The organism is Burkholderia sp. LS-044 (assembly GCF_004803625.1).
GTDB lineage: Bacteria > Pseudomonadota > Gammaproteobacteria > Burkholderiales > Burkholderiaceae > Burkholderia > Burkholderia cepacia.
The window spans coordinates 540,355-555,133 of sequence record NZ_SSWO01000003.1 but is presented as its reverse complement, the minus strand read 5'-3'; the positions used below and the strand labels follow the sequence as shown (position 1 = coordinate 555,133).

General features: G+C 66.8%; 17 protein-coding genes. 6 read left to right on the top strand and 11 right to left on the bottom strand.

From position 1 onward, the window contains the following. Positions 1 to 9: 9 nt before the first annotated feature. The 4 genes from E9536_RS11015 to E9536_RS11000 form a co-directional block, all read right to left on the bottom strand. Positions 10 to 831: an ABC transporter permease subunit gene (locus E9536_RS11015; protein WP_027787300.1), complete on the bottom strand. Its 822-nt coding sequence runs from the start codon at positions 829 to 831 to the stop codon at positions 10 to 12. After that, positions 828 to 1,754 (bottom strand): ABC transporter permease subunit, encoded by a 927-nt coding sequence (locus tag E9536_RS11010; protein WP_027787299.1) that lies wholly within the window; start codon positions 1,752 to 1,754, stop codon positions 828 to 830. The genes E9536_RS11015 and E9536_RS11010 overlap by 4 nt, the downstream gene beginning before the upstream one ends. Next, positions 1,751 to 2,911 carry a polyamine ABC transporter ATP-binding protein gene (potA, locus tag E9536_RS11005; RefSeq protein WP_048022911.1) on the bottom strand — a complete coding sequence of 387 codons (1,161 nt, stop codon included), beginning with the start codon at positions 2,909 to 2,911 and terminating at the stop codon, positions 1,751 to 1,753. The genes E9536_RS11010 and potA overlap by 4 nt, the downstream gene beginning before the upstream one ends. A gap of 85 nt (positions 2,912 to 2,996) precedes the next feature. Continuing rightward, positions 2,997 to 4,091 (bottom strand): polyamine ABC transporter substrate-binding protein, encoded by a 1,095-nt coding sequence (locus E9536_RS11000; RefSeq protein WP_027787297.1) that lies wholly within the window; start codon positions 4,089 to 4,091, stop codon positions 2,997 to 2,999. A gap of 421 nt (positions 4,092 to 4,512) precedes the next feature. On the opposite strand from E9536_RS11000, the gene E9536_RS10995 reads away from it, so the two are divergent. Further along, positions 4,513 to 4,716: a DUF1289 domain-containing protein gene (locus E9536_RS10995; RefSeq protein ID WP_021159754.1), complete on the top strand. Its 204-nt coding sequence runs from the start codon at positions 4,513 to 4,515 to the stop codon at positions 4,714 to 4,716. A 97-nt stretch (positions 4,717 to 4,813) separates the two neighbouring features. Here the strand turns inward: E9536_RS10995 and E9536_RS10990 are convergent, their stop codons facing one another. The 3 genes from E9536_RS10990 to E9536_RS10980 all read right to left on the bottom strand — a co-directional run bounded on the left by E9536_RS10990 (position 4,814) and on the right by E9536_RS10980 (position 8,269). Further along, the gene (locus E9536_RS10990; RefSeq protein WP_027787296.1) at positions 4,814 to 5,455 is read right to left on the bottom strand and encodes an OmpW family outer membrane protein; all 642 of its coding nucleotides are present in this window, start codon (positions 5,453 to 5,455) and stop codon (positions 4,814 to 4,816) included. A gap of 65 nt (positions 5,456 to 5,520) precedes the next feature. Beyond that, complete coding sequence (locus tag E9536_RS10985; RefSeq protein WP_027787295.1) at positions 5,521 to 6,711, bottom strand: nitronate monooxygenase family protein; 1,191 nt, start codon at positions 6,709 to 6,711, stop codon at positions 5,521 to 5,523. Positions 6,712 to 6,832: 121 nt separating this feature from the next. Then, complete coding sequence (locus E9536_RS10980; RefSeq protein WP_060174543.1) at positions 6,833 to 8,269, bottom strand: aldehyde dehydrogenase family protein; 1,437 nt, start codon at positions 8,267 to 8,269, stop codon at positions 6,833 to 6,835. Between the two features lie 124 nt (positions 8,270 to 8,393). Between E9536_RS10980 and E9536_RS10975 the strand changes: the two genes are divergently transcribed. Then, on the top strand, positions 8,394 to 9,155 hold the full coding sequence (locus E9536_RS10975) for a hypothetical protein (RefSeq protein ID WP_027787293.1): 762 nt from the start codon (positions 8,394 to 8,396) through the stop codon (positions 9,153 to 9,155). A gap of 331 nt (positions 9,156 to 9,486) precedes the next feature. Then, positions 9,487 to 9,852, top strand: a complete 366-nt coding sequence (locus E9536_RS10970; protein WP_027787292.1) for a hypothetical protein — start codon at positions 9,487 to 9,489, stop codon at positions 9,850 to 9,852. A 111-nt stretch (positions 9,853 to 9,963) separates the two neighbouring features. On the opposite strand, the gene E9536_RS10965 is transcribed toward E9536_RS10970, so the two are convergent. Both E9536_RS10965 and E9536_RS41380 read right to left on the bottom strand, forming a co-directional pair. Beyond that, the gene (locus E9536_RS10965) at positions 9,964 to 10,443 is read right to left on the bottom strand and encodes a DUF2501 domain-containing protein (RefSeq protein ID WP_059696643.1); all 480 of its coding nucleotides are present in this window, start codon (positions 10,441 to 10,443) and stop codon (positions 9,964 to 9,966) included. Between the two features lie 54 nt (positions 10,444 to 10,497). Beyond that, positions 10,498 to 10,716 carry a hypothetical protein gene (locus E9536_RS41380; protein ID WP_155633617.1) on the bottom strand — a complete coding sequence of 73 codons (219 nt, stop codon included), beginning with the start codon at positions 10,714 to 10,716 and terminating at the stop codon, positions 10,498 to 10,500. 13 nt (positions 10,717 to 10,729) lie between these two features. Here E9536_RS41380 and E9536_RS10960 point away from each other — a divergent pair, with 13 nt between their 5' ends. Both E9536_RS10960 and E9536_RS10955 read left to right on the top strand, forming a co-directional pair. Continuing rightward, complete coding sequence (locus E9536_RS10960; protein WP_059696692.1) at positions 10,730 to 11,272, top strand: hypothetical protein; 543 nt, start codon at positions 10,730 to 10,732, stop codon at positions 11,270 to 11,272. Positions 11,273 to 11,348: 76 nt separating this feature from the next. Then, on the top strand, positions 11,349 to 11,924 hold the full coding sequence (locus E9536_RS10955) for a polysaccharide deacetylase family protein (RefSeq protein WP_059696641.1): 576 nt from the start codon (positions 11,349 to 11,351) through the stop codon (positions 11,922 to 11,924). Positions 11,925 to 11,942: 18 nt separating this feature from the next. On the opposite strand, the gene E9536_RS10950 is transcribed toward E9536_RS10955, so the two are convergent. Further along, the gene (locus E9536_RS10950) at positions 11,943 to 12,929 is read right to left on the bottom strand and encodes a phosphotransferase (RefSeq protein WP_211097460.1); all 987 of its coding nucleotides are present in this window, start codon (positions 12,927 to 12,929) and stop codon (positions 11,943 to 11,945) included. Between E9536_RS10950 and E9536_RS10945 the strand changes: the two genes are divergently transcribed. Next, a complete protein-coding gene (locus E9536_RS10945; RefSeq protein ID WP_027787287.1) occupies positions 12,928 to 13,617 on the top strand; it encodes a CmcI family methyltransferase in 690 nt (229 codons plus the stop codon). The two genes, E9536_RS10950 and E9536_RS10945, sit on opposite strands and share 2 nt — an antisense overlap. On the opposite strand, the gene E9536_RS10940 is transcribed toward E9536_RS10945, so the two are convergent. Beyond that, positions 13,574 to 14,779: a glycosyltransferase gene (locus tag E9536_RS10940; RefSeq protein WP_060372803.1), complete on the bottom strand. Its 1,206-nt coding sequence runs from the start codon at positions 14,777 to 14,779 to the stop codon at positions 13,574 to 13,576. The genes E9536_RS10945 and E9536_RS10940 overlap by 44 nt on opposite strands.

The window sequence follows — 14,779 nt, the reverse complement described above, 5'->3', positions numbered from 1 at the left end:
ATTCAGGCGTCAGGTCGCGAATCCCGCCATCCGCTTGCGCTCCTGGCGCAGCATCACGAAGTTCGCGATCACGACGCCGGCCGTCACCGCGACGATGAACAGCGTCGCGAGCGCGTTCATCTCCGGGTTCAGCCCGAGGCGCACACGCGAGAACACCACGAGCGGCAGCGTCGTCGAACCGGGGCCCGACAGGAACGCCGACAGCACGAGGTCGTCGATCGACAGCGTGAACGACAGCAGCCAGCCCGCGATCAGCGCCTGCGAAATCAGCGGCAGCGTGATCGTGAAGAACACCTTCAGCGGCGTCGCGCCGAGATCGAGCGCGGCCTCTTCCAGCGACGGGTTCAGCTCGCGCACGCGCGACTGCACGATGATCGCGACGTACGAGATGCACAGCATCACGTGGCCGAGCCAGATCGTGAAGATGCCGCGCTCGGCCGGCCAGCCGATCCACTTCGCCAGTTCGATGAACAGCAGCAGCAGCGAGATCCCCTGGATCACCTCGGGAATCACGAGCGGCGCGTTGATCATCCCGCTGAACAGCGCGAAACCGCGAAAACGCCCCATCCGCGCGAGCACGAAACCGGCCCAGGTGCCGATGATCACCGACGCGAACGCGGTCAGCACGCCGATCTTCAGCGACAGCCACGCGGCCGTCAGCAGCTCGTCGTCCTCGACGAGCGCCGAGTACCAGCGGAACGAGAACCCCGACCACACGGTGACGAGCTTCGACTCGTTGAACGAATAGACGATCAGGCTGATGATCGGGATGTACAGGAACGCGAAGCCGGCAAACAGCGCCGCGAACTGCAGGTAACGATTCGGCTTCATCGACGGCCTCCCTGCTCCTTCGCCTGGAAGTGCTGGAACATCGCCATCGGCACGAGCAGCAGCAGCACCATCGCGCAGGTCACGGCCGACGCCATCGGCCAGTCTGCGTTGTTGAAGAACTCGTTCCACATCACGCGGCCGATCATCAGCGTGTTCGCGCCGCCAAGCAGCTCGGGAATCACGTACTCGCCCACCGCCGGGATGAACACGAGCAGGCAGCCCGCGATGATCCCGTTCTTCGACAGCGGCAGCGTGATCTGCACGAACGCCTTCCACGGCTTCGCGCCGAGGTCGTACGCGGCCTCGAGCAGGCGCAGGTCCATCTTCACCAGGTGCGCGTAAAGCGGCATCACGAGGAACGGCAGGTACGAATACACCATCCCGATGTACACCGCGTAGTTGGTGCGATACAGCTCTATCGGCGTATGCGTGAGGCCGATCCACATCAGGAAGTTGTTCAGCAGCCCGTTGTTCTTCAGGATGCCGATCCACGCGTACACGCGGATCAGGAACGACGTCCAGAACGGCAGCATCACGCCCATCATCAGCAGGTTGCGGGTCGCCGGGTTCGAGCGCGCGATGTAGTACGCCATCGGATAGCCGATCAGCAGGCACAGCAGCGTCGTGATCGCGGCCACCCACACCGAGTTCACGTAGGTCGCGAAATACAGGCTGTCCGTGAACAGGAACGCGTAGTGCGACAGGTTCAGCGCGACGTGCACGACGCCGTCGGCGTACGACGCAAGCTCCGTGTACGGCGGGATGCCGAGCTGCAGCTCCGCGAAACTGATCTTGACGACCAGCACGAACGGCACGAGGAAGAACAGCACGAGCCACGTGAACGGGCCGGCCACGACCGCCGTGGCGCCCGTCAGGTTGAAGCGCCGCACCGGCCACGAGAGCATGGACTTGAACGAGGTCATGACGTCAGCACCACGCCGGCAGTCGCGCTCCAGCGCACGTAGATCTCGTCGCCGAGCGACGGCGTGTCGAGCTCCGAAATCGCGAGGCTCGACACGTTCGCGATCACCGTCTTGCCGCCGTCGAGCTTCACGTGATACAGCGAATAGCCGCCCATGTACGCGACGTTGCCGATCCGGCCGCGTGCCCAGTTGAACGCGCCTTCGGGCGGCTTGCGCGTGAGCGCGATCCGCTCGGGGCGCACCGACACCGTGACCGGCATCCCGAGCGGGCCCGAAATCCCGTGGCTCACGTACAACCGGCTCGGCAGCTCCGGCGATTCGATGTACACGTGGTCGGGTTCGTCCTCGACGGTCACGCCTTCGAACAGGTTCGTCGAGCCGATGAACTCGGCCGAGAAGCGGCTGTTCGGGTATTCGTACACTTCGTTCGGCGAGCCGATCTGCACGATCTGGCCTTCGCTCATCACCGCGAGGCGATTGGCCATCGTCATCGCTTCTTCCTGGTCGTGCGTGACCATGATGCAGGTGACGCCGACCTTGTTCAGGATGTTGACGAGCTCGATCTGCGTGCGCTGGCGGATCTGCTTGTCGAGCGCGGACATCGGCTCGTCGAGCAGCAGCAGCTTCGGGCGCTTGACCAGCGAGCGCGCGAGCGCGACGCGCTGCTGCTGGCCGCCCGACAGCTGGTGCGGCTTGCGCTTCGCGTACTTGCTCATCTGCACGAGTTCGAGCGCCGCGGCCACGCGCTCCTTCAGCTCGGCCTTCGGCGTGCCTTCCTGCTTGAGGCCGAACGCGACGTTCGACTCGACCGACATGTGCGGGAACAGCGCATACGACTGGAACATCATGTTCACGGGCCGCTTGTACGGCGGCATCTGCGCGAGGTCCTCGCCGTCGATCAGGATCTTGCCCGACGTGACCGTCTCGAGGCCCGCGAGCATCCGCAGCAACGTCGACTTGCCGCAGCCCGAGCTGCCGAGCAGCGCGAACAGCTCGCCCTGGCGCACGGTCAGGTTGACGCTGCGCACGGCTTCGGTGTCGCCGAATTTCTTCACGACGTCGACGATCTGGACAAAGTTCTCGGCGCGCGCATCGGCGCCGGAGGAGGAAACGGAGGACGGTGCGCCCGCGACCGGCGCACCCGACTGGCTATTCATGATGTGCTGCATCTCTCCTGCGTTGAACGAACAAAGCCCCCGGGGGCACCAGGGGCTTCATGACTGCTGGGAACGCCGGCTCGCGTCAGCGGCCCGACTTCAGCTCGGTCCACAGACGCGTCTGCAGACGCTGGATTTCAGGCGGCAGCGGCTTGAGCAGGAACAGCGTCTTCACGACGTCGGCCGGCGGATAGACGGCCGGGTCGTTCGCGACGTCGGGCCGCACGTACTTGCGGGCCTCGGCGTTGGCGCTCGGGTAGTACACCGCGTTCGTGATCGCCGCGTGCACCTTCGGATCCTCGATGTAGTTGATCCACTCCAGCGCGGCTTCCTTGTTCTTCGCGTCCTTCGGGATCGCCATCACGTCGAACCACACCGGCGCGCCGCCCTTCGGAATGTAGTACTCGACCTTGTACGACTTCTTCGCCTCGATCGCGCGATGCTTCGCGATCACGACGTCGCCCGACCAGCCGAACGCGAAGCAGATGTCGCCGCCGACCAGGTCGTTGATGTAGCCCGACGAGTTGAATTGCGTGATGTACGGGCGGATCTTCTTCAGCACTTCCATCGCGGCCTTGTAGTCGGCCGGGTTCGTGCTCATCGGATCCTTGCCGATGTAGTGCAGCGTCGCCGCGAACATCTGGTCGGGCGCGTCGAGCACCGACACGCCGCAGGTCTTCAGCTTCGAGATGTTTTCCGGCTTGAACAGGATGTCCCAATTGTCGAGCGGCACCTTGCCGAGCGCCTGCTGCGCCTTCGTCAGGTTGTACGCGAGACCGGTCGTGCCGTACGCCCAGGGCACCGAGAACTTGTTGCCCGGGTCCGCGCCGGCGACGAGCGCCATCAGCTGCGGATCGAGGTACTTGAGGTTCGGCAGCTTCGACTTGTCGAGCGGCGCGAAGATGCCGGCGGCGATCTGCTTGCCCGCGTAGTTGCTGGTCGGCACGACGATGTCGTAGCCCGAGCTGCCCGTCAGCAGCTTCGCCTGCAGCGTATCGTCGCTGTCGTAGTTGTCGTAGCGGACCTTGACGCCCGTCTGCTTCTCGAAGTTCGGGATCGTGTCCTTCGCAATGTAGTCCGACCAGTTATAGACATTGAGCTGCGTATCCTTCGCCGCTGCCGCCGATGCACCCACGCACAGCGCGAGCGCTGCGAACCGGCCCACTACCTTTGCTTTCATCCCGTTCTCCCTCCGGCCGGACACGTTGCCCGACTGCCGTCTGCCTCGTCATGGCGGCGCATTCTGGCGCGCCGCCCCTCGAAAACCCCGAAAACTACCATCATTCGCGCCCCGTCACAAAAAAATCATGCCGGTGTCGCGCAAACGGAACAGATATCCCGCTGCCGGCCGGTCAGGCGGCCCGTGCGGCGGGACGTTCCCGGGGAATTCTATCGGGTAATCGGCGGCTGTCCACCGGGAAAGACGGGCGGCGACGAAACCGCGTTCGCCGGCCGGACGCGAGCCGTGCGGCGGCCGCGCCCGAACCCGGCCGTACTGTCACGCCGCCGCACCGGTACGGCATGCCGGCCGCGCCCGTCCGACCGACCGGCCGCGATGCATTAAAATGGCGGCTGACGATTCAACTGCGTGAACCCCTCCGATGGCCTCCAATCTCCACGACCTGCCCGACAGCCCCTGCATCGGCGTGTGCTCGACCCTCTTCGACGAAGTCTGCAAGGGCTGCGGCCGCACGGCGGCCGAAGTGTCGAACTGGGTGTTCCTGAGCGACGACGAAAAGCGCGCGGTATGGGAGCGCATCCAGCGCGAAGGCACCGCGATGCGCTTCCAGTACGACAAGCTGTAAATCCGCCGCGCAAAAAAAAGCGGCATGCAGACCGCCATGCCGCCAACCCCAACTCTGTTCTGTTTCCGTTCCTGTTTCTGTTCCTTTCCCGCCGCGTCTAGAACTTCATCCCGACGCCCACGCCGACGATCAGCGGATCGATGTGCAGCGTGCCGATGCCCTTGTCGCCGAGCGTCGCATCGGTGCTCATCCAGATCTTCTTCACGTCGACGTTCATGAAGACCTTCTTCGTCAACTGCACGTCCACGCCGAACTGCAATGCCGGGCCGAAGCTGCTCTTGTTGATCGACACGCCCTGCCCGCCGACGTTGAGCCCGTTGTTGTAGAAGTACGTGTAGTTCACGCCCGCGCCGAAATACGGACGCACCTTGCCGGCATGGTTGAAGTGATACTGCAGCAGCAGCGTCGGCGGCAGCACGCCCACGCCGCCGAGATTGCCGAGGCTCGACGTCAGCTGGTGCCGCGACGTGCCGAGAATCAGTTCGACGCCGAGGTAGTCGCGGATCATGTACGTGAAGTCGAGCTCGGGCACGATCGCGTTGTTCACGCCGACGTTGAGCGCGCCCAGCGTGTCGCTCGCGCGTTCGTTCGGCTGGATGCTGATCGCACGCAGCCGGACCAGGACGTCGCCCTGGTTGATGCCGTCGCCCGGCGAGGCCGCGTGCGACAGCGAAGGCATCGCGGCGAAACTGGCCGCAACGGCGGCAGCGGTGACACAAGTTCGAATCGTTTTATGCATGGTACGGACCCCCAAAGAATGGTTCCCATTTTCCTCGTAGGGTCTTTTCATCGTCTTGATATCCGTCAAGCCAGCGTAAACGTGGGACGGTTTGCCGCAGGCTCGGTCGCACAGCCCGTCAGCAGCAGGTCGAGCAGGTCGCGCACGCTGCGAATTGCACGGCCGAACGGCAACGCCTCGCGGCCGCGGAAGAACAGCCCGTTCGCGACGTCGCCGCGCAGCGCCGCCGCCAGCCGTGTGTCGATGCAGAAATGGCCGAACTTCTCGATGCCGTCGCGCAAGCCGCATACGCTCAGGCATTCGAGCGCGGTCGGGCAACGCTGCTTCAGCGCGCCGAGCTTGTTGCGGATGCGCGTCTCGTTGCGCAGGTAACGATCGAGCCACGGCGTTTTCACCGCGCGTGCGGGCAGCCCCGTCACGCTGACGAATTCGACGATGTCGTCGGGCGTCGCGTCGGCCAGCACGCGCTTGAAGTGCGGATGCGCATCGCCCTCTTCCGTCACCGCGAACGGCGTGCCGACCTGCACGCCGTTCGCGCCGGCCTCGAGCGCCGCGCGCACCGTGTCGTGACTGTTGATCCCGCCCGCAACGATCAGCGGGATCGTTTCGCGCGCGATGCCGAGCGATGCCATCACCTGCGCGGTCTCGTCGAGCACGCGTGCGAAATCGAAACGGCGGTCGTGCATGTCGTCGATCTGCGTGACGCCGAGATGGCCGCCCGCATGCGCCGGATGCTCGATCACGATCGCGTCGGGCAGGCGCCCCTTCTTCATCCACTTCTTCAGCACGAGCGCGATCCCGCGGCTGTCCGACAGGATCGGGATCAGCGCGATGTCGTGTCCTTGCGTGAGATCGGGCAGGTCGAGCGGCAGGCCCGCGCCCATCACGATCGCATCCGCGCCCTCGTCGCATGCGACCCGCACGTAGTCCGCATGCGCGCTCACGGCCTTCATCACGTTGACCGCGATCATCCCGCGTCCTTCGCTATAGGTCTTCGCGAGACGGATCTCGCGGGCGAGCGCCTCGAGGTTCGCGGCCTCGAGCGTCGCGCGATCGGGTTGCGCGCGGCAACGCGCGAGCAGGTCCGCATGATGGTGACGCAGGTCGATGCTCGCGATCGTGCCGACCGCGCCTTCGCGCGCGACGCTGCCCGCCAGCCGGTGCGCGGAAATGCCGACGCCCATGCCGCCCTGCACGACAGGCAGCAAGGTGCGGCCGCGGATCGTCAGCGGCGGAAAGGAAGTGCGTACGGTCATCTGAAACCTCGTCGGAACATCGGAACCGCGATGATCGACGATCCACCGCCGCGCACCTTGACGACCGTCAATAAAAAAACGGCACCAGCGTGCCGTTTTCGGTTCGTGCGGCGCGAAGCGCTCAGGCAGGCTTCGCGGGCTTGAGCTGCATCGACTTGTACTCGAGATATTCCTCGAGCCCGTACACGCCGTTCTCGCGGCCATGCCCCGACTGCTTGTAGCCGCCGAACGGCGCGGCGCCGTTCCACGTGCCGCCGTTGATGTCCACCTGCCCGGTGCGGATACGGCGCGCGATGCCCATCGCGCGCTCGTCGCTGCCGGCCCACACCGCGCCGCCGAGCCCGTACGGTGAATCGTTCGCGATCCGCACGGCCTCGTCCTCATCGCGATACGTGATGATCGACAGCACCGGCCCGAAAATTTCTTCCTGCGCGATCGTCGATTTCGGATCGACGCGGCCGAACACGGTCGGCTTCACGAAGAAGCCCTTCGTGAGCCCTTCCGGCAGGCCCGTGCCGCCCGTCACGAGCTCCGCGCCTTCGTCGATCCCGCGCTGGATGTAGTCCTGCACGCGCTGCTGCTGCACGGCCGACGCAAGCGCGCCGAGACGCGTCGCATCCTGCCGCGGGTCGCCGGCGACGTACGATTCGGCCGCGGCCTTCGCGATCTCGCGCGCTTCGTCGTAGCGGGCTTCCGGCACCAGCATCCGTGTATGCGCCGAGCAGGTCTGCCCCGCGTTCAGGTAGCACGCGTTGACCGTGCCCTTCACCGCCGCCGCGAAATCGGCATCGTCGAGGATCACCGACGCCGACTTGCCGCCGAGCTCGAGCGCAACGCGCTTGACGCCCGCGGCCGCCAGCTCGGCCACGCGCTTGCCGGCGCGCGTCGAGCCCGTAAACGACACCATGTCGACGTCCGGATCGGTGGCCAGCACCTCGCCGACCACCGGGCCGTAGCCGCACACGAGGTTGAACACGCCGGCCGGCAGCCCCGCTTCGTGAATCGCTTCGGCAAGCATGAACGCGTTGAGCGGTGCGACTTCGGACGGCTTCAGGACGACCGTGCAGCCGGCCGCGAGCGCCGGTGCGACCTTCAGCGTCACCTGGTTGAGCGGGTAGTTCCATGGCGTGATCGCCGCGACGACCCCCACCGGCTCGCGCACGACGAGCGAGTTGCCGACCTGTGCCTCGAACTCGAACGACTCGGCAAGCTTCGCGTACGCCTTCCAGTTGTAGATCGGGCCGCCGACCTGGATCGCGCGCGACAGCTTGATCGGCATCCCGACTTCGCCGGTGATCGACTGCGCGAGCTCCTCGCTGCGCGCCTGCAGATGCTCGACGATCTTGCGCAGGTAGCCCGCGCGCGTCGAGGCCGGCGTGGCCGCCCACGCGTCGAAGGCCGCGCGCGCCGCGCGGATCGCGTCCTGCGCGTCGGACGCGACGCCTTCCGGAATCCGGCCGATCACGGCTTCGGTGCCCGAGTCGATCACGTCGATCGTACCGGTGCCGGCCGGCTTGCGCCACGCGCCGTCGATATAGAACTGGTCGTAGATTTTCATCGTTTTCCGCCTCCAGGAAAGCCGACATTCTAGCGAGCGTTTCGGCCGGCCGGTGCGACGATTGACAGCTATTGGAAAGGTCTTTAGCCTCGGCGCCTCATTCATCATAAGAAAGGAGAATGCCTTGAGCATCCTGACCAAAATCGAGGGCGGCTATCTTCAGGTATTGCGCGTGATCGTGCTGTTGTTCGCGACCGCGGTCCTGATCGGCGGGGTCATATTCGGCGCGATCGCACTCGATGCGCGCCTGTCGAAACCGCCGAAAGTCGATTCGGCCATCCAGGTCGATCCTGCATCGTTCGCGTGGGAAAACGATGCAACCGCCAAGGCCACGCCGGCCGCCGGCGGCGCGGCAGCGAAGGACGACAACGCGTCGCCCGCGCTGCGCCTGTCGACGCAACTGTCGGGCATCGTGCAGAAGCACGGCCGGGCGGCCCTGTCGCCGGACTACGCGGTCGATCGCGACGCGTACGAGCCGTCGTTCCAGCGCGTGCTCGGCGACGACGACCATCCGGAAGTCGCGTACTACGAGCAGCAGATCGCGTATCTCGACAAGGTGCTGTCACGCGCGGACGTCGCGGCCAGCGTCAAGAAGAAAGTCACCGGGCACGGCGACGAATATGCGCGTGAGCAGGCGTACACCGACGTCGTGTCGGCGGTCATGCGCGACTTCTCCGAGCGCTACGACGCACGCCGGACGGCGATCGACAACGAGAAGAAGGCCGCCGAAGAAACGGCTGCCGAGAACGGCCAGACCGCGCGCTTCGCCGGCGTCGCCGCGCTCGTCGCGCTGTATTCGTTCGTGTCGCTCGCCGTGCTGATCATCCTGATCCGCGTCGAGCGCAGCATCCGCTCGATCGCGCGCGCCACGCACACGGCGACCTGATCCCGCTCATCCGCCAGCCCGCGCGCCGGGCTGCGGGGGCCCGGCGACGGGCCCGCTTCGCGGCGCAAGCGACCGCTTCCTGGTCGCTTCCCGGTCACTCCCCGGCCGCATCTTCCCGCGTCGTTCCTCACGCGCTCGCGCACTTTTCGTTCCCGCCGCTCCCTCATTCCGCCGTCGGCCATCCGCGTCGGCGCGGCGTCCGTTTCGCCACCGCCATGTCAGCATCCGCCCGGGTGCGCGGCCGGGCCCGCATCGTGCTATGTTTTTACTATCGGCACCGGCCCGTTGCAACCGGCGCCGCCCGGAATCCATGTATTTCGTGAGCGCTGCCATGTCCGACGCACCCCATACCCTCGGCTCGCAAGACCGCCTCGAGCTGCTTTGCTGGCTCACCTGCGGCAACCTCGGCGCGTTTTACCTCAACGAATCGTGGCCGGACGCCACGTTCCAGGTCCAGGCCGCGCACCGCTGGCTCGACCGCCATCACCGTCAGGCCGACTGGCTCGCGATCGCCAAGCTCGCGGCGCTCGCGCAGGACATCGCCAAGCGGCACGCCGGGTTCGTCGATGCGTCGTGGGCGCGCGACGCGGTCGAGGAAATCGTCGATACCGACGATCTCGACTATCGGGCGAAACTCGTGCAATGGGTCTACGAAGACTGCTGCAAGGCGCTCGCCGACAAGCGGCTGGCCGATTGACGATCGGGACGGCACGCGCGGCGCCGCGCTCCTGTCGTTGACGGGAATGTCAGCCTGAAAGACGGACAGGGGCGGTACGTCGCGCACCGCACCCCGAACCGCGAGGCGCGCTTACAGCAGCGATTTCGCCTGCGTCAGCACCTTGTCGCAGACCTGTCTGGTTACCTGCTGCTTCAGTCCGCCGCCGCTCAGGTCGAGCTTGCTGCCATTGCCGGCGTCGAGCACACCGCTCGCGCCGCTGGTATAGCCGCTGTCTGACGACGCGTTGCCGCCAAGCTTGCCCATCAGCGCGTCCTTCACCGACGACGCACCGCCGGATGCCCCGCCGAGATAGTTGTTCTGGATGCAGAACTGCAGCAGGCCCGCGACGTTGCCGGTGCTGCCCGGCATCAGCGACGAACCGCCACCGCCCGTCAACGCGCCGCCGATGCCGCCGAGGTTGCCGAGCGCACCGCCCGCGCTGCCGCCCGAATCGCCCCCGCCGCCGACCTGCTTCAGGACATCGCCCAGCTGCGCATGCGCCACCGAAAACGGCGCGAGCAATCCGATCAGCGCACCGGCAATGGTCGCGCGGTATAGACGTGCATTCATGTGAAGCCTCCCGGTTGTGACTGCGTGAGTACCGCGAATCGAATCCAAGGATACTCAATCAACCCGTGCATGACAGCCTTCGGAGGCGGCCTGAAACGTCAGGCATCGTGATATCGCCACGATTTGACAAAGCTTGACGGCGAGCCGCGTGCGGACATGCCGGTTTTGCATCCGCGCGCGATCGCCCGTCCGGGTCGCCTGCGCGCGCGAAGCGTCATAGAATCGTCGTCGCCGGCCGCCCGGACCGTCCGGCCCGATCTCGATCCCGAACATGAAGGACGCTCGCGTGACGCTTGCCCATCGATATCTGCTGTTCGCCGGCGCAGCGGCCGCGCTGGGTTGCGGCGCCGGCACCGCCGGCGCGGCCACGGCCGCTGCCGCATGCCCTTCGCCGTCGTTCGAGCGCTATCCGGCACCCGCCGCAAGCGCACCGCGCAAGCCCGCCGCGGCACCACGCCTGACCACCCGGGAAGCCCGCCTCTACCGCACCGTCATTCGCGACGAATTCACGCAACCGGCCAACTTTGCCGGCCACTACCGCGTCGCGACCTGGGGTTGCGGAACGGATTGCCGGAATTTCGCGATCGTCGACAAGTACACGGGCGCGACGTACACGATGCCCGGCGTACAAGCCATCGCAGGCGTGATGGGCAACGACGAGGAACGCGTCGATTTCCGGCCCGGCAGTACGCTGCTGATCGTCGCGGGCTGCTTCAACGACGATTGCGACTACAACGACGCGAAGGCGGCCCGGTTCTTCTACGAGTGGACCGGTACGCGCTTGCGTCGGGTCGGCACCTGTCCATTGGCCATCGAGCCGCGCGAGTAGCCGGCCGACGGCTGCCGCTCGCCGCGACTTGCGCTATCGTTCCCCCAGTACACCTTGAACGGCGCACCCACCTGCGATGCCCATTTGCCTCAGTTTCGATGACGGCCCCGGCCCGTCGACGCCCCTCCTGCTCGACGTCCTGCATGCCGCGTCGTGCCGCGCGACCTTCTTCCTGCTCGGCCGGAATCTGGCAGGCGCACTCGATGTGGCCGCTCGCATGGCGCGCGAAGGCCACCGGCTCGGCAATCACACCCGTTCGCACGCAAAACCGGGCACGCTGTCGGACGACGCGTTGATCGACGAGATCGAGACGACCGACGCGCTGATCCGCGATGCCTATCGCGAGGCCCGTGTGCCCGCGCCGGATGCGATCCCGCTGCGCCTGCCTTATGGACTGATGCCGCATGACAGTCGCGCCCGCGTGCTCGCACGGCTGCAACGCGAACATACCGGCTGGACCGCGATCCTCGACGACTGGCAGCGGCCGGCGCCGTCGCCGCAGGCGCTGTTCGACGCGATGTGCGCCCATGTCGACGCCAGCACGGCACGGCAGCGCGACGTGCTGTTCTGCATGCACGACGGATCGCGGCACGGCGAGGCGCGGCCCAACACGGTCGAAGCCGTGCGCCTGTTCCTGAATCGGCCGCGCTGACGTGGCATCCGGCCGGCGTCAGGGCGCAGCGCCATCCAGCAACTGCCGCCAGCCGCCGAGAAAACCGATGCCGGGCCCCGGCACCCACAGGCCGCGCTGCGCGGCTTCCAGGTGAATCAGCGTCTGGTCCGCGCAGAACAGGGCCATCAGCGCGGCGCGGCGGTCGTGCATCCAGTCAGGCACGGCATCGGGCCGCGTCGCCGCATAGGCCCGCAGGCCGGCGTCCCAGCGGCGCGCGTCGAATACGAAGCGATCGTCCCGGCCCGCATCGCGCGACAGCGCAAACAGCGCAAACGCCGCTTCGAGCCACTGCGCGCCCTGCCCGACGTCGTCGAAATCGAGCACGCCGTTCACGGCGCCCCCTAGGTACAGCAGATTGCCCGCGTGATAGTCGCCGTGCAGCCAGTGCACCGTGCCCGTCAGCCAGCGTGCGGCAGCGTCGAGATGCGCGCCGATCCGACGGATCATCGTCCCGTAGCGGTCGCTCAGGTCCCCCGGCAACGGCGGCGCGGCACGCGCGGCAACGCGTGCGTGCCGCGCCGACAGCCAGGCCAGCGGCGCCGATTCGGTCACGGGTATCGCCGCCAGCGCCGCATGCAGATGCGCGAGCGCACGCATCGCATCGATCGCGCCCGCCTCCGCTTCGTCCGGCAGGCCGGGGCTGCCGTCGATATGCTCGAACAGATGCAGCCAGCTTCCGTCAGGCAGTCGCACGCCGGATTGCGCGTCGACGGTCGGCCGCAGGCGCGGCAGCGCCGGCAGCATCGGCGCCGTCCGCGTATCACCGAGATGACCGAGTATCGCCGCCTCGCGATCCACCTGCCCGACCGGCTTGCCGGACCACGACACGCGCAGCACCGCGCGTCCCGCATCGCACTCGACGAGATACGTTTTGTTAGTATGGCCCGACGCCAGCGCCTGCATGCGTGCAGGCCCGATGTTCCAATACCGGTGAAGCCACGGTTCCAGCGTTTTCACGTCACTCCTACTCGTTGCATTGACCATGTCAGAGCGTCCTTCGGCCCGCATGCGGGACATCAACATCGAATGGCTGACGCGCGCCGCCGAATTCGACCACCTGTTCCAGACGCGCTGGCTCGGCGAGCGCTTCTTCCACTTGCCCGGCGACATGCTCGCGCTCCAGGAACTGATCTGGCGCGAGCGTCCCGACTGCATCGTGCAGACCGGCATCGCGGCAGGCGGCGGCGTCGTGTTCTCCGCGTCGATGCTGGCGCTGAACGGCGATCGCGGCCGTGTCGTCGCGATCGAGCCGCGCCTGCGCGACGACGTCAGGCAGCGCCTGCAGTCGCATCGGCTCGCCGATCGCATGGTGCTGATCGAAGGCGAATCGTGCGCGGCCGACACGCTCGCATCGGTACGCGCGCAGATCCCGCACGATGCGCGCGTGATGGCGATCCTCGACCTCACGCATACCCACGCACACGTGCTGCGCGAACTCGAATGCTATGCGCCGCTCGTGACGCCGGGCAGCTACGCGATCGTGATGGATACCGTCATGGAATACCTGCCCGCGTCGATGTTCGACGGCAAGCCGTACGGCAAAGGCAACAACCCGGCCACCGCCGTGCGCGACTATCTCGACCGCGACGACCGGTTCGAGGTCGACTACGACATCGAAGACCGCGTACTCATGACGCTGTCGCCAGGCGGTTTCCTGAAGCGAGTTCGCTGATCAGGCGCGCGGCCTCCGCCGAGCCGTCACGCGCGTAGCTCGCACGAATCCGCGCCGCCTGCTCGCGCAACGAACCGGGGCGCAACAGGCACGCGAGCGCATCGGCGATCTCGGCCACGCCGGCGTGCTGCAGATCCAGCACGCGCCCCGCGCCGGCCCGCTCGACGAAGTGCGCCGAATGAAACTGGTCGTTGCAGAACGGCGACAGCAACATCGGCACGCCGCATGCGAGCGACTCCATCACCGAATTCGCGCCACCATGGCTGACGAACGCGTGCGTGCGTCGCAGCAGCGCCAGTTGCGGCACGTAACGCACCGCGATGACACGCGCGTCGTCGGCCGGCAGCAGATCCGCATCGACCAGCTCGCCCACCGACAACACCAGTTGCGCCGGCGTCGCGCGCGCCGCCTCGATGACTTTCGCGAACACATCGGGATGGTAATAAAGCTGGCTGCCGAGCGACATGTAGACGAGCGGACGATCGGCATCGAGGCGCTCCCACGGGAACGGCGTCTCGTCGCCACGCGGGCCGGACGGCAGCGCGGGGCCGACCAGTTCGACACCGGGCGGCGGCGCGCCGACCAGCGCGTCGGTCGTGAACGCGAGCGTCAGGTGCGGCGACAGGATGTCGCAACCGCGAAAGCGCGCATCGAGCCCGTAGCGCGCGAACAGCCGGGTGCGTTCCGGCGCCAGCCATCGCACCGTGCGCAGCAATTCGGAGTCGAGATCGTCCGGCAGCACCGGATTCAGCGAATTCGACATCGCCACCCACGGCAGCCCCTCCAGCTCGGCGGCGATCGCCGCCGCATAGAGCAGCGGATCGATCACGACCACGTCGGGCCGCCAGTCGCGCAGCACCGCGCGGATGCCGTCCACCTGTGCGGGCGCCAGGTCGATCAGCAGCGTGCGGATCCAGTGCCGCAGCCAGTCCGCGTCGCGGATGTTCGCGGCGAAGCTCGCACCGCGCGACAGGTCGTGACGCTCGGGTGTCTCGCGCGGCCCGACGAACGCGAAGCCGCCGGCGCCGTCGAGCTGGGCGCTGATGTCGGCCGGCGCATAGAACGCGACGTCGCAACCGGCGGCGCGCAGATGCTGGGCCGGGCCGATGCAGGGATTGACGTGCCCTTTCTCGGGCACCACGCAGAACAGGATGCGTTTCAT

Excerpts from the sequence above, each read along its gene's own strand:
- E9536_RS10995 (WP_021159754.1), top strand. The coding sequence starts at position 4,513 with ATGGCCTCCAATCTCCACGACCTGCCCGACAGCCCCTGCATCGGCGTG.
- E9536_RS10940 (WP_060372803.1), bottom strand. The coding sequence starts at position 14,779 with ATGAAACGCATCCTGTTCTGCGTGGTGCCCGAGAAAGGGCACGTCAAT.
- E9536_RS10990 (WP_027787296.1), bottom strand. The coding sequence starts at position 5,455 with ATGCATAAAACGATTCGAACTTGTGTCACCGCTGCCGCCGTTGCGGCC.
- E9536_RS10970 (WP_027787292.1), top strand. The coding sequence starts at position 9,487 with ATGTCCGACGCACCCCATACCCTCGGCTCGCAAGACCGCCTCGAGCTG.
- E9536_RS11000 (WP_027787297.1), bottom strand. The coding sequence starts at position 4,091 with ATGAAAGCAAAGGTAGTGGGCCGGTTCGCAGCGCTCGCGCTGTGCGTG.
- E9536_RS10980 (WP_060174543.1), bottom strand. The coding sequence starts at position 8,269 with ATGAAAATCTACGACCAGTTCTATATCGACGGCGCGTGGCGCAAGCCG.
- E9536_RS41380 (WP_155633617.1), bottom strand. The coding sequence starts at position 10,716 with ATGTTCGGGATCGAGATCGGGCCGGACGGTCCGGGCGGCCGGCGACGA.
- E9536_RS10955 (WP_059696641.1), top strand. The coding sequence starts at position 11,349 with ATGCCCATTTGCCTCAGTTTCGATGACGGCCCCGGCCCGTCGACGCCC.
- E9536_RS10985 (WP_027787295.1), bottom strand. The coding sequence starts at position 6,711 with ATGACCGTACGCACTTCCTTTCCGCCGCTGACGATCCGCGGCCGCACC.
- E9536_RS11015 (WP_027787300.1), bottom strand. The coding sequence starts at position 831 with ATGAAGCCGAATCGTTACCTGCAGTTCGCGGCGCTGTTTGCCGGCTTC.
- E9536_RS10965 (WP_059696643.1), bottom strand. The coding sequence starts at position 10,443 with ATGAATGCACGTCTATACCGCGCGACCATTGCCGGTGCGCTGATCGGA.
- E9536_RS11010 (WP_027787299.1), bottom strand. The coding sequence starts at position 1,754 with ATGACCTCGTTCAAGTCCATGCTCTCGTGGCCGGTGCGGCGCTTCAAC.
- E9536_RS10945 (WP_027787287.1), top strand. The coding sequence starts at position 12,928 with ATGTCAGAGCGTCCTTCGGCCCGCATGCGGGACATCAACATCGAATGG.
- E9536_RS10950 (WP_211097460.1), bottom strand. The coding sequence starts at position 12,929 with ATGGTCAATGCAACGAGTAGGAGTGACGTGAAAACGCTGGAACCGTGG.
- potA (WP_048022911.1), bottom strand. The coding sequence starts at position 2,911 with ATGAATAGCCAGTCGGGTGCGCCGGTCGCGGGCGCACCGTCCTCCGTT.